The sequence below is a fragment of the Niallia sp. 03133 genome (genome assembly GCF_052663225.1).
The window spans coordinates 202,450-215,372 of sequence record NZ_JBQTCY010000007.1 but is presented as its reverse complement, the minus strand read 5'-3'; the positions used below and the strand labels follow the sequence as shown (position 1 = coordinate 215,372).

Here is a 12,923-nt window from a genome sequence, read left to right as displayed (position 1 = left end):
AAATGAGCGTATGGCCTCTGAGTTTGATCCCGTTCGTATTATTTGATAGAACCGCTTGTGATTCCTTTAATAATATGTCTTTGCATCGTAAAGAAGAAGATTAATAAAGGAATAATTCCAATCATTAATGCGGCAAGTGCTAAATCCCATTGTTTTGTATACTGTCCAAAGAAAAAGAATGTTGCAAGCGGGATGGTTCTTAGTTCTGGATTTTGCAGGACAAGTGATGGCAATAGAAAATCATTCCATATCCATAAACTATTTAAAATAACAATTGTAACCGTAATTGGTTTTAATAAAGGGAAAACAATTCTCCAAAAAACGCCAAATCGTGAACAGCCATCAATGATAGCTGCTTCTTCCAGCTCCACAGGAATGCCTTTAATAAAGCCATGGTATAAGAAGATGGTCATTCCAGAACCAAATCCTAGGTACATAAAGACAAGTCCCCAAAGGCTGTTTAGCAAATGCAAGCTTCCAGCTGTTTTAATAAGAGGAATCATAATGGATTGAAACGGAATAATCATCGCTGCAACAAATGTCATAAAAATTACATTGCTGATTTTCTTTTTTGTTCGAACAAGCATATATGCTGCCATCGAACAAAAGACGACAAGAACAAGATTGCTTGCAATGGTTATAATAAGTGAATTCGAAAACACTTTTAGAAAATCTAGTTTTTCAAATGCATTTATATAATTTTCAAATTTTAAAACGCTTGGCAACGCAGAAGTATGTGTTAATATTTCTGCAAAAGGCTTCAACGAGTTGGATATGACATAATAAAATGGTACTAAAAATACAAGACCAAGCAAGACAGCGAATATTTCAAGTATAAATGTTTTGCCCTTATATTTATGTCCCATTAGGATTCAACCTCCCTCTTCTTCGAAATGGTTACTTGAATAATGGTAATGGCAGCAACCACAATAAAGAAGATTAGTGCTTTTGCTTCTCCGATGCCATAACGATTGTTTACAAAAGCTTCTGTATAAATATTAAGCGCTAACATTTCTGTGGACTTAAAGGGACCACCATTTGTAAGAGAAAGGTTGGCATCGAATATTTTAAAAGAAGAAGCAGTTGTTAAGAATAAACAGATGGTGACAGCTGGTGCAACAAGCGGCATCGTAATATGACGAAGTATCTGCCATCTGTTTGCTCCATCAATTTTTGCTGCTTCAATCAATTCTTGCGGTACGTTTTGTAATGCAGCGATATAAATAATCATAATATAACCGGCACCTTGCCAAACACTGACAATGACAATTCCCCAAAAAGCAGTCTTAGCATCACCTAACCATGCAAGTTGAAAAAGGGGAATGCCAGTTAATTCACCAATGGAAACAAAACCTTTAACAAAAATAAATTGCCAGATAAAACCTAATAACAAACCGCCCAGCAAGTTAGGCATAAAGAAAACGGTGCGAAGTATATTCCTTGTTTTTAACATTTGAGTTACCAATAATGCTAAGGAAAAACCTAATAAGTTGGTAAAAAGAATAGCAATAACTGTGTATTTTGTCGTTAACAGAAAGGATTGTTGAAATTGTTTATCATCTGTAAACAAGTAGATGAAATTATCTAAGCCCACCCATTTAATTTGCCCTGTAATTCCATTCCAGTCAGTAAAAGAATAAAAAATGCCTGAGAAAAAAGGAATAAGAACAACGACCATAAATGCCAAGAACACAGGTCCAACAAATAAGGTAAATAAACCAGCGTCCTTCCATTTCATTTTTTTATTAAAGGAAAGGGTTGTATTCTTCTTTCTTATTTTGTTGGTTATAAAGGCCGAACTTTCTACTTTCTCTAAGTTATTTTGATTATTCATTAACGCCACCTCCTATATATGTACTATAATAAATTGTGAATTGAATTGAAACCGTTTACATTGACAAGTAGGGTGGAAAATATTGAACAATCTGATAACAAAAAATAATATTTTAAAAGAAATGGGGGCCGAAATTGCGTGATTAAATGAAATAAACTTGTTATTAAAGCTCTATGTTTTGTTGTTTCTCCAAACAGAGGAGGCGGTAGAATCGCTCCGTTTCACCGTGAAAAATCTGCAGGCTATTCTTTTCACTCTCGTGGATTATAAAGGGAAACTGCTTCTTGCTGCATCCATGTTATACTGAGAAAAAGCAGAAAATGCGTATATTTTTCGCTGTTTAGGCTAGTTTAATGGAAGTTGATAAGGGTAAGAGGCAGCATGACTTAGAAAGGAAGGGACATTGGATGAAGTGGGGGATTCGAAAGAAACTTATCATATTTTTAATGTTGGCAGCGGTTCTGCCATTTGGTGCAGGAATCATAATCACTTATTATGAAACCACCAATTCCATTAATAAACGTTTTGTTTCTTCAAGTCATGATTCAATAGAAAAAGGAGAAGAAGAGCTTCGTAGTTATTTAGAAGATGTAGCGCAGATAGCAACGGTTCTTTATCGATATTCTCCATTTATGATGGTCTTAAAAAGTGGAATCTCAGACAACCTAAGCTCCAATCAAGCGGAGGTTACGAGAGCTCTTGCTTATTTATTTAATTCGAGGCAAGAGATAGAACAGATGCATTTGTATATAGATAAAGGCAGAAACTCTTATACGAATTATCATTCCCGAATAAGTGGACGAGGAGAATATAAGGATATATTTTCCCATCCATATTATGCCCTGTTTAAGCAAGGAAATAAAGATTATTCTATCATAGAGCCGCCTCATGAAATTTATAGCTATAATAATTTATCCGTTATTCCAGAATCAGAGAAAAAGATGGTTATCAGCTTTCATAATATTCTAAGAGAAATTCCATCAGAAAAATTTCTGGGGTTTTTATCCATTGATGTTAATTTATCGAAAATTAAAGATATTGCGGATCGATTGTATACAGATAAAGAAGAGGATTTTTATATAATGAATGAAAATAATGTGGTTATCTATTCCTCTGATAAAAGCGACATAGGCAAACAGAATAAAAACCAATGGTTTCAACAAATACAAAAGAAGAAGACTTCTAAAAAAAGCATGGATTGGGAAGATAAAGAGTTTTCCGGCGTCATCGTGTTTGAGGATTTTTATATTCAAGATAAGAAATGGTATATAGCAAAACGAATTCCATATAATGTTCTTTATCAAAGTGCACGTGAAACAGTAATTACAAATTGCTTAATTGGATTAGTTTCACTTGCCATCGTTTTAATAACTACCTTCTTTATTTCTATAAAAATAACCGCTCCAATTAAAGTGCTGATAGCAAATATGAAAAAGGTGGAAAAAGGAATATTTCAGGCAGATTTTGATTCATTGGGAAATGATGAGATTGGCATGCTGGGAAAACATTTTAAAAAAATGATCACTACAATCAATACATTAATTGAAAGAGAATATAAATTAGATATTGAAAACAAAGCTTCACAGCTTCGTGTTCTGCGCTCCCAAATTAATCCGCATTTTTTATATAATGCTTTGCAGTCCATTGGTACTTTGGCATTAAAAGCGAAGGAAGCGCAAGTGTATGCTTTATTAATGGCTTTATCCAACATTATGAGGTACAGCATGAATATGCGGGAGGATTTCGTGCCGTTTTTATTAGAGGTGAAACATGTTAAATCGTATTTAGTATTGCAAAAGCAGCGTTTTGAGGAGCAGGTTGAATTTCATATTCATGTAACGAAAGAAGCAGAAACAATACAAGTACCTAAAATGATCTTGCAGCCAATCGTAGAAAACAGTTTTAAACACGGGTTTATTCATCAGGACAAAAAGTTCCTTATTAAAATAGAAGCATGGGTAGAAGAAAATGATATTGTTTGTTCGATCACAGATAATGGAATCGGAGTAGAGGAACAACAGCTGAAGCGAATTGAGGAAATATTTTCGAAGAAGGAAAACAACAGAGGAGCCGCAGGGAGAGAATCGATTGGATTAAAAAACATTTATGACCGTCTGCAGATCTATTATAACAATAAGGCCAGAATGGAAGTTAAAAGCAAGTTAAATGCAGGCTTTTCCGTGTTGATTTATATTCCAAAGAGCTTACAAAGTGGGGTGAAGTATTTATGAAAGCTTTGATTATTGATGATGAAAAACATGTTCGTGAAGCAATTAAGCTGCTGGCTGATTGGGAACAGAATGGAATAGATCAAATATATGAAGCGAGTAATGGAGAAGAAGCAATCCATTATATAAAAAAATACAAACCAGAGATCATTTTCTCGGATATGAAAATGCCAAAAGTAGATGGCACCCAATTATTAAAATGGATTAAGGAAAATCAATCCAGCAGCAAGACGATTGTTGTAACAGGCTACGATGATTATCATTATATGCGTAAAGCGATCCATTTTGGAAGTGCAGATTATTTATTAAAGCCAATAGATCCAGAGATACTCAATCATGCATTAGAAAATGTGGTGCAAGAATGGATAAAAGAAGAGTCAGATAGAAAGCAGAAGATGAGCAATTACCAATTAATAAATCAAATGAAACCGATATATCGTGACAGAGTGCTTACCCAATTTTTGAATAGCAATGTGATAAAAGAAGATTTAGAAAATGAATTGGGAATCCCTTTAGCAGAAAATTATACGATTGCGTTAGTCCAAATTAACGGAAAAATATTGCAAGCTTTTCGAAATGACCGTGATTTAACGTATTTTTCTATTCTAAATGTAATAAATGAGCTGCTAACAAATAGGAATTTGGGAATTGCTTTTCGTTATTTATCCAATAAAGGGGAAATAGTCATTATCTATTGGGCAGACAGGGAAATGATTATTCAATCTCTGACACAAATTTACGATACATTATATCAGTTTCTTGAAGTTTCCTGCTCCATTTGCTCAGGGAATCCAGTAAAGGACAGCAGTATGTTAAGTAAGTCGTATGAAGAGGCAAAACAAATACTTTTAGGCAGTAATCTATTAGAAAAAAAGAAAATAAGGGTATATTGCAAAAAAGAAACGGATGTGCCAAGTTTAAAAAGCTTAATGGCTTATTCGGCTGATATAAAATTAGCCGTGCAATCTGGGGACCGGAAGCTGGTGTCAGAATTGGTGGAACAAATAATAAAGGATTATACAAGTGAACAGTACTTGTCCATACAACAGCTGAACCAATTGGAAAATGAATATTTGGTAATCAGCCAAAGATGGTACAAAGATTATCAAATCCCCCAAAAAACGTATACAGATATGGAACAAAGAATGGCATTATTTTTAAATAAAGATGGTACTTTTAATATAGAGGCATATAAGCAGAAAATAATGCGGGAAATGATGGTTTTTATTAAGCGAATTGCCGAAAAGAAAAAGACGAATATAATGAGTGAAATTGAAAAATATTTATTGGGGAATTTTCATCGTGATGTGAAGCTTCAGGAATTATCCGAGCATTTTTATATAAGCAGAGAGTATATTTCCCGTAAATTTAAACAGGAATTTCAAGTGAATATTAGTGATTATTTAGTAAATGTGCGAATAGAAAAAGCAAAAAATTTATTAAAAAACAGCAAGTTGAAAATTTATGATATTGCGAAGATGGTTGGCTACCAAGATGATAAATATTTTCGAAAAGTGTTTAAAAAAACAGCGGGGCTTACACCTAATGAATATCGGGATCACTTAAAAGAGATGCAAAAGTAAAAAAATGGAGGGATCATAGATGGATGACAAGTATTATGAGGGTTTGCTTCATATCCAGACACAAGAGGAACAAAGGGGCTTTAATAAATCTTTTCAGTACCATCGATATGAACCGACACCTTATCACTATTTAACCAGGCTTTTTGATCAATATGAAATAAAGAAGAATGATCGAATTGTAGACTTCGGATGTGGGAAAGGGAGGCTGAATTTTTTCCTTCACTACTTTTTTCAAGCAACGGTTATTGGTGTGGAATTTAATGTAGTTTTTTATTACGAAGCATTAAAAAATAGGGATAGCTATTGTAAAAAGAGGAAAAGCGGCAAAGAGAAAATCCATTTTCATCTTTGTAAAGCAGAGGACTATGCTATACATCCATTAGATAGTCACTTCTACTTTTTTAATCCTTTTTCTTTTCCGATTTTTGTAAAAGTAATCAATAATATCTTACACTCAATCGATGAAAACAAGCGACGTATAGAAGTAATTTTATATTATGCATCTACCGATTATCAGTATTATTTAGACAATCATGCTTCATTTAGAAAAAAAGCTGTCTATTTACTTGAGGAGCATCCACAAGATGAATATGAGAAATTTCTTATTTATGAAACAATCTAATTCTATGAAACGTTTAATCTGTTATCTCTACAAGTGTATATAATTGATGAAAATGTCTAATAAAATAATTGTGCTCCTTTTCATTAGGGGGTATATTCAAACTATAGGTAAAAATACTTAGTATGTTCATCCTAAATAACCAATTAATCGAGTTATACAAGATAAAAATACTACGTTTTCCGCCTGAGTATTTAAAAAGGAGAATGTAAATGTTTTCATTTCCAGATGTCAATCAAGTAATTTTTTTGGAAGGACACTACTCCATCCCAATTGTAATTTTATCCCTCCTCATTGCCTGCTTAGCCTCTTTTACTGCCTTATCTATGCATGAGCGAATGAAATCGAACAGCTTTTTCCCTCGTTATGTTTGGCTTACACTTGCTTCACTTTGCATGGGGTTCGGAATTTGGTCCATGCATTTTATTGGCATGTGTGCTTATATGCTTCCAATTAAAATGGAATATAATAAACTATTAACTATGCTGTCTGTGCTGCCGGCAATGATTGCTTCTTTTCTTGCATTCTATACTTCTAGTTTGCCCAAACAGTCTATGAAAACATATAGTATATCCGGGATTATGATGGGACTCGGCATTTCTTCAATGCATTATATCGGGATGAAAGCAATGATGATGGATGCAGAGTATGTGTATCATTTTGGTTATTTTATTTTATCCATTTTCATTGCCATTACGGTGTCTTTTGCATCTTTGTATATTTTTGGCAGGCTGCATGTCTATATGGTGAATTTTTTCTATAAATGCATGGCAGCAATATTAATGGGAAGTGCAATTGCCAGTATGCATTATACAGGAATGCATGCAGTCAAATATTATATTGCATCAACAGTAAATATAGACGAAAAGCATTTTCATCAAATGAACATGACTTTTTTTAGTACAGTAGTTGCAGCAGGAATAATAATGATGTTAATATCCGCTATTATTTCAAGTATTATGGATCGATATGTTGATTATCGATTGAATTATTTTGATGCGTTAACAAAGCTTCCAAATAGAAGGCAATTTGAAAAAACATTAAAAATAAACAGCTTTTCAAAAAGACTGGCAATTCTTCATCTTCATGAAATGGAAAAATGGAACAGTATGTATGGCTACTCTTTTGGCGATAAAGTAATCCAATATATTTCTTTATTATGTGAAAGATTAAAACCGATTGGCGTTGAGTTATATCGAATAGAAGGCAACCGAATTGTCTTTATTGGAAATAAGGAGTCATGGAAAGAACTACTTGTTGAATTAAGGAATATATCAACCATTCTTTCCAATCCAATCGCAATAAATGAGCAATTAGTAATAGTAAAGACTGCTATAGCGATCTCGGAATTCTGTGAAAAAAATAATGGCAAAACGATGTATGATCAGGCACTAGCCGTTCTATCTCACCCATCCACGGTGTATGAACATACTATTATTGCTTTTGATCCTGCCGTTCATTTTCAATCAGTGGAGTATCAAGTACTGCAAGATATAGATGCTGCAATGGCTGAAAATGATCTCTATATTGTTTATCAACCAAAAATTGCTGTTTGCAATGAGAAAATGGTCGGAGTTGAAGCTTTGTTAAGATGGAATCATCCTATTTACGGATTTTTGTCCCCGGGAATTTTTATCCCAGAACTAGAGAAAAATGGGAAAATGATGGACGTAACAGATTGGGTAGTTAATGAGGTCTGTAAACAAATAATTGCTTGGAAAGAAGCAGGAATGGAGATGCAGGTTTCAGTCAATATCCCAGGACCATATGTCACTTCCTCAAGATTGCTTTCTGTTTTGAAACAAAGTATCCAATATTACGGGATAAAGCCTGAATTATTAGAGCTGGAGATGACAGAAACAAGTGCTGTCTCTAATATAGAAGGAGCAATTCAATCTGTAGAAAAATTTAGAAGTTGTGGTTTTTCTGTGGCATTAGATGATTTCGGAACAGGTGTATCTTCCTTGTCTTACTTGAAAAGACTGCCTGTAACAACTTTAAAAATTGACAAGTCATTTGTAGATGGTGTTCCTGAATCCCAAAAAGATTCGGAGATAATGAAAGCAATAATTTCATTGGGACATTCCCTTGAATTAAATATAGTAATTGAAGGAGTAGAAAGCAAAGAACAGGTGGACTTTTTAACTTCTATCAGCGGCTGTGAAATGATTCAGGGATATTATTATGCAAAGCCAATGAAAGCGGAAGATTTAGAAGGATGGGTAAGATGCAAAGAAGTAGAAATGCAAAACGTCTAATGATAATAGACGTCATCTTAATCATAGGAGCTTCTTTGCAGATTGATAGCATTTAAATTTAGAGGTGTAAAGCCTTTATGTGAAGTACGGTGAGTATCCGAGGAAGAAAAGAAGAAAGGAAGCGTTTGGTCGACAGCCTGGTACTTATTTTTTTCCGGCTACGACAAATGATTTGTAAAAAATATAAAGAAACATAAGAACCACATCTGTTAAAAATAAACTATTAAGAAGCATATTCATTTGAATTCCTCCTATAGAAGGTGATTTTTTAATAACATGCAGTGTTTAAGCCATGGAATCTTTTCCTTTGATACAATTACAGTATAATGAAGCTGTATAAAGACAGGATTAATATAATATGAAGATATTGTAATGAAATGTTATATAGAAAGTAAACAAAGCTGAAAGAAAGGTGTAAAAGAATGTATCTTACCATTAAAGAAGCAGCGGAGTTATTATCCACTTCAGAAATGCAAGTGAAAAATCTTATTTTAGAGAATCGTATACGAGCGGTTCATGATGGAGAGCAATATTTGTTGAATAAAGAACAATTCAATACACATTTTGAACAAATGGAAAAATATAAGAAATATGTTGAGGAAATATTAAGTGAGCCTATTCCAGAAGATAAAGATATAAAAGATGAGGACTAGTCTATATTATTTAGAATGTAAACACCAACGTGTTTTCTGTTTTTAAGAGAAAAGAAAGTATAAGTTTTTTGAAGTCAGATAGCTGTCTAGCTCCAGCGCCTATTGCCTATCGAACTTCAGGTCATCTCCCTACGATAAGTCAACATCGATTCGCTAACGCTCATCGTGTTTCCTTTATCTCAGTCGAAGCCCTTCCAGTTCGTACGGCAATGAGCAAGGGCGCTTGCGCTTTTCTTATTTAGCAGAGTAAAACGCTGCCAAAAAGAGGTGGCGCATCCAAAATGTGTCTCTCTTTTTGGCATTTTTTAATCTATAGGCAGGATTATTTAACGTTCAGCCATTCTTGAGACCATTTTTCTATTTCTTTCATGAGAGGTTCAAGGGAACGTCCTTTTTCCGTTAACGAATATTCAATTCTAACCGGAGTTTCAGGAAACACTTCTCTAGATACAATTCCATGTTGTTCTAGATCTTTTAATCTTTCAGAAAGAAGTCTACCGCTGATACCGATAGATGATTCAATGGAACAAAAGCGCTGGGAGCCATTTAATAGTTGATAAATAATTAAACCAGTCCAACGCTGACTCAATATCCCCATAGCTTTTTCGAACTTTGGGCAAATTATAGATGGGTTCATCTGCATCACTCCTTCCTTATAGTATACAATAATTATTATTTTAAGTAAAAACATAATTATTTATAACTTTGTTACTTTACAAACATTAATTATAAAAATATAATTACTTACATAAAGTAAGTTATAACAGGAGGGATAGAGGATGAGATTTCATTCAAGTCCAAATATATATACAAGCAGTGTCGTATTAAAAGTAAAAAACTTAGAGCAATCTATTTTATTTTATAAAACAATGATCGGCTTTAAAATAAAGGAAAAATCGGATGATAAGGCTGTTTTAACGGCAGATGGAAAAAGTCCATTAGTATATTTGGAGCAGCTTCACAATGCTGAGCCGAAAAAGGCTCGAACGGCAGGATTATATCATTTTGCTTTATTAGTACCGACAAGGGAGGATTTAGGCATGATGCTGAAGCATTTATTACAAAGCGGATATCCCATACAAGGAGCATCTGATCATAATGTAAATGAAGCTATTTATTTGGCAGATCCAGATGGAAATGGCATCGAAATTTATCGGGATCTCTCACCGGAAAAATGGGAGTGGAACAATAACTTTGTAAAAATGGATACGCTTCCTTTGGATGCAGAAGGGGTGCTGGAAGCTGGAAACACAAAACAGTGGGATGGTTTGCCAGCAGAAACGATTCTCGGACATATACATCTTCATGTAGCTGAGTTAGAACAAACGGTGCGCTTTTATGTGGAAGGATTAGGGTTTAAGGTTGTTCAAAAATATGGAGAGCAAGCATATTTTATTTCAACAGGAAACTATCATCATCATTTAGGCTTAAATATTTGGAATGGCATTGGTGCATCAAAACCAAAAGAAAACAGCACAGGCTTGAAATATTTTGAGTTGAAGGTGCCAAGTCTGGAGGTTCTTCATCAAATAGAAACTAAATTAAAAGAAATGAATGTGGCCTATCAACTGTTGGATCATATTCTTTATACAGAAGATCCATCTGGAAATGCTATAAGAATGACCATTTAATGTAAAAAGACAACCACTTTTTTACTCTAGCAGCTGACAAACGCTTGATTTCTTCGTTGTTCGCTTTATTCGGATGTTCATTATTGGATAACAGTGGATGAACAACTAAGTACGAATGAAAGGAAAATCTACTACCAAACGCCACGGCCTTATGTCTTCGCCGATTGACTTGCATCCTTCAAGTCTCGATCAGCCTGTGGTTTGTGCAAATACTTCTTTGTCTACACTCTGTTTTTTTTACTATATTTTGGATGCTATGATTTGCGCATTCCTACTTTTATTATTAGAATTCTATATAGTGGATATAGTAATAAGCTTAAATAAGGATAAGCTATATGGATTAAAGAGGGTGAAAAGTGTTGCAAAGAAATAAGGAATTATATCATTTTTTTATTCGTAATGCTAAAAGGCTTACAGAAGAATGGTATGCTAATCTGGATAAAAGCGGTTCAAGAGGCGTGTATTCTTCTGAAGACCCGGAAGCAATTGAAATATTAAAATCTCAAAATAATGCCTTTCATTTATATTTAGCCAAAGTGTTTGTAGAAGAGGAGTCCAAGTTTTATGATGATTTTCAACGTTGGATTTTAGAGATAGCTTCAGATGAAAATCATTTAAATACACCTATACATTATATTATTCAAGAATTTATTCAAGTCAGGGAGCAATATTTTACGTTGGTAGAAAAGTTTGCAAATGAATATTCAGCTGGCATTGATAGAGTGAATTTATGGAACCGCATTATCGTCCGTGTATTTGATGCCATTATTTTAAGATTCACGGAAGAGTATCATCATTTTTCACAAAGGCAATTGGCTGCTCAACAAGAAATGATAAATGAATTGAGCTCACCCGTTATCTTATTAAGTAAAAATAGGGCGCTTTTGCCCTTGGTTGGTGATATTGATACCGTACGTGCTGCTGCTATTTTAGAAAATACTATTAAGCAGTGTGCAGAGAAAAAAATCTCCCAATTGTTTATTGATTTATCAGGTGTCATTATCATTGATACAATGGTCGCACATCAAATTTTTCAGTTAATAAATGGCTTAAGCTTAATAGGGGTTCAGACAACACTTTCAGGAATTCGGCCAGAAATAGCAGCAACGGCTATTCAGCTAGGATTATCATTTAATGATATTTCAGTTGCTTCCACTCTTTCAAAAGCAATAGCAGCAGATATAGAATTTCTCGATTCGAGAAACTAATTTCAGAAATATCAGGCTGATGCAAAATGATTGTTTATTTCAAGGAATGAAGCCTTGGAAGGAGCTAAAGCTAGTGTTTGAGTAATGAAAGAGGATGTTTAAATGGCATCCTCTTTCTGTCGTTCTTCTCTTTTCCCAAGGTTCTTCCGCAAGCTTATTAATGAGTTAGAACTGTTTCTAAAGCTGTTGCTACGGCTTCTTTTGCGTGCAGATACGTAGTGTTGAATAATGGAATATCTGTATCTTTTTCTGTTATTAATAATGGGATTTCTGTGCAACCTAATATGATTCCTTCTGCTCCTTGAGCAATTAGCTTATTAATAATGTCTTTGTATTTTTCTTTCGAATCGGAGTGAAACTTTCCTTTACACAATTCATTAAAGATAACATCATGAACAATTTGTCTATCTTTTTCTTCAGGGATAACAGTAGATATTCCGTTTTTGGATAAAATATCCTTATAAAAATCATGCTCCATCGTAAATTTAGTCCCTAATAGTCCAACCTTTTTAAGTCCTTTGCCATTTATGCTTTTTGCTGTTGCTTCCGCTATATGGATTAAAGGTACAGAAAGAGCTTCTTGAACCTCTGGAGCCATTTTATGCATTGTATTTGTGCAAATTAATACTAAGTCAGCCCCACTGTTTTCTAATGTTTTTGCAGCATTAACCATTAGTTCGGTAGCTTTTTCCCAATTCCCGCTCTTTTGCAAGGCAACAATTTCTTCAAAGTCAAAGGAGTACATTTGACATTTTGCAGAATGCAGCCCACCTAGTTTTTCTTTTATTAATGTATTGATAAGACGATAATAATCTACTGTTGATTCCCAGCTAAGTCCACCAATTAATCCGATTGTCTTCATCTTAAAATCCCCGCTTTCGTTCTATTTTTCAAAAGCATAACATGTTA

Annotated in this window: 11 protein-coding genes; 7 read left to right on the top strand and 4 right to left on the bottom strand. The window is 34.0% G+C overall.

Annotated features, from left to right (window positions below):
- Positions 1-38 precede the first annotated feature (38 nt).
- Together ACTYBU_RS11990 and ACTYBU_RS11985 are read right to left on the bottom strand one after the other, a co-directional pair.
- On the bottom strand, positions 39-866 hold the full coding sequence (locus ACTYBU_RS11990; protein WP_445489989.1) for a carbohydrate ABC transporter permease: 828 nt from the start codon (positions 864-866) through the stop codon (positions 39-41).
- Entirely contained in the window at positions 866-1,738 is an 873-nt protein-coding gene (locus ACTYBU_RS11985) for a carbohydrate ABC transporter permease (RefSeq protein ID WP_445490086.1), read from the bottom strand. Before ACTYBU_RS11985 ends, ACTYBU_RS11990 begins: the two co-directional genes overlap by 1 nt.
- Positions 1,739-2,241: 503 nt before the next feature.
- Here ACTYBU_RS11985 and ACTYBU_RS11980 point away from each other — a divergent pair.
- The 5 genes from ACTYBU_RS11980 to ACTYBU_RS11960 all read left to right on the top strand — a co-directional run bounded on the left by ACTYBU_RS11980 (position 2,242) and on the right by ACTYBU_RS11960 (position 9,175).
- Entirely contained in the window at positions 2,242-4,065 is a 1,824-nt protein-coding gene (locus tag ACTYBU_RS11980; RefSeq protein ID WP_445489988.1) for a sensor histidine kinase, read from the top strand.
- Positions 4,062-5,645 (top strand): response regulator, encoded by a 1,584-nt coding sequence (locus tag ACTYBU_RS11975; RefSeq protein ID WP_445489987.1) that lies wholly within the window; start codon positions 4,062-4,064, stop codon positions 5,643-5,645. The genes ACTYBU_RS11980 and ACTYBU_RS11975 overlap by 4 nt, the downstream gene beginning before the upstream one ends.
- Positions 5,646-5,664: 19 nt before the next feature.
- A complete protein-coding gene (locus ACTYBU_RS11970; RefSeq protein WP_445489985.1) occupies positions 5,665-6,267 on the top strand; it encodes a methyltransferase domain-containing protein in 603 nt (200 codons plus the stop codon).
- A gap of 209 nt (positions 6,268-6,476) precedes the next feature.
- Positions 6,477-8,522: a bifunctional diguanylate cyclase/phosphodiesterase gene (locus ACTYBU_RS11965; protein WP_445489983.1), complete on the top strand. Its 2,046-nt coding sequence runs from the start codon at positions 6,477-6,479 to the stop codon at positions 8,520-8,522.
- Between the two features lie 422 nt (positions 8,523-8,944).
- Entirely contained in the window at positions 8,945-9,175 is a 231-nt protein-coding gene (locus tag ACTYBU_RS11960; RefSeq protein WP_445489981.1) for an excisionase family DNA-binding protein, read from the top strand.
- Positions 9,176-9,497: 322 nt separating this feature from the next.
- On the opposite strand, the gene ACTYBU_RS11955 is transcribed toward ACTYBU_RS11960, so the two are convergent.
- The gene (locus tag ACTYBU_RS11955; protein ID WP_445489980.1) at positions 9,498-9,812 is read right to left on the bottom strand and encodes a winged helix-turn-helix transcriptional regulator; all 315 of its coding nucleotides are present in this window, start codon (positions 9,810-9,812) and stop codon (positions 9,498-9,500) included.
- A gap of 142 nt (positions 9,813-9,954) precedes the next feature.
- Here ACTYBU_RS11955 and ACTYBU_RS11950 point away from each other — a divergent pair, with 142 nt between their 5' ends.
- On the top strand, positions 9,955-10,806 hold the full coding sequence (locus tag ACTYBU_RS11950) for a VOC family protein (protein ID WP_445489979.1): 852 nt from the start codon (positions 9,955-9,957) through the stop codon (positions 10,804-10,806).
- 359 nt (positions 10,807-11,165) lie between these two features.
- A complete protein-coding gene (locus ACTYBU_RS11945) occupies positions 11,166-12,014 on the top strand; it encodes an STAS domain-containing protein (protein WP_445490085.1) in 849 nt (282 codons plus the stop codon).
- 157 nt (positions 12,015-12,171) lie between these two features.
- On the opposite strand, the gene ACTYBU_RS11940 is transcribed toward ACTYBU_RS11945, so the two are convergent.
- Entirely contained in the window at positions 12,172-12,876 is a 705-nt protein-coding gene (locus tag ACTYBU_RS11940) for an aspartate/glutamate racemase family protein (protein WP_445489977.1), read from the bottom strand.
- Positions 12,877-12,923 lie beyond the last annotated feature (47 nt).

Coding starts and splice junctions, on each gene's coding strand:
- ACTYBU_RS11990 (WP_445489989.1), bottom strand. CDS start 866: ATGGGACATAAATATAAGGGCAAAACATTTATACTTGAAATATTCGCT.
- ACTYBU_RS11985 (WP_445490086.1), bottom strand. CDS start 1,738: ATGAAATGGAAGGACGCTGGTTTATTTACCTTATTTGTTGGACCTGTG.
- ACTYBU_RS11980 (WP_445489988.1), top strand. CDS start 2,242: ATGAAGTGGGGGATTCGAAAGAAACTTATCATATTTTTAATGTTGGCA.
- ACTYBU_RS11975 (WP_445489987.1), top strand. CDS start 4,062: ATGAAAGCTTTGATTATTGATGATGAAAAACATGTTCGTGAAGCAATT.
- ACTYBU_RS11970 (WP_445489985.1), top strand. CDS start 5,665: ATGGATGACAAGTATTATGAGGGTTTGCTTCATATCCAGACACAAGAG.
- ACTYBU_RS11965 (WP_445489983.1), top strand. CDS start 6,477: ATGTTTTCATTTCCAGATGTCAATCAAGTAATTTTTTTGGAAGGACAC.
- ACTYBU_RS11960 (WP_445489981.1), top strand. CDS start 8,945: ATGTATCTTACCATTAAAGAAGCAGCGGAGTTATTATCCACTTCAGAA.
- ACTYBU_RS11955 (WP_445489980.1), bottom strand. CDS start 9,812: ATGAACCCATCTATAATTTGCCCAAAGTTCGAAAAAGCTATGGGGATA.
- ACTYBU_RS11950 (WP_445489979.1), top strand. CDS start 9,955: ATGAGATTTCATTCAAGTCCAAATATATATACAAGCAGTGTCGTATTA.
- ACTYBU_RS11940 (WP_445489977.1), bottom strand. CDS start 12,876: ATGAAGACAATCGGATTAATTGGTGGACTTAGCTGGGAATCAACAGTA.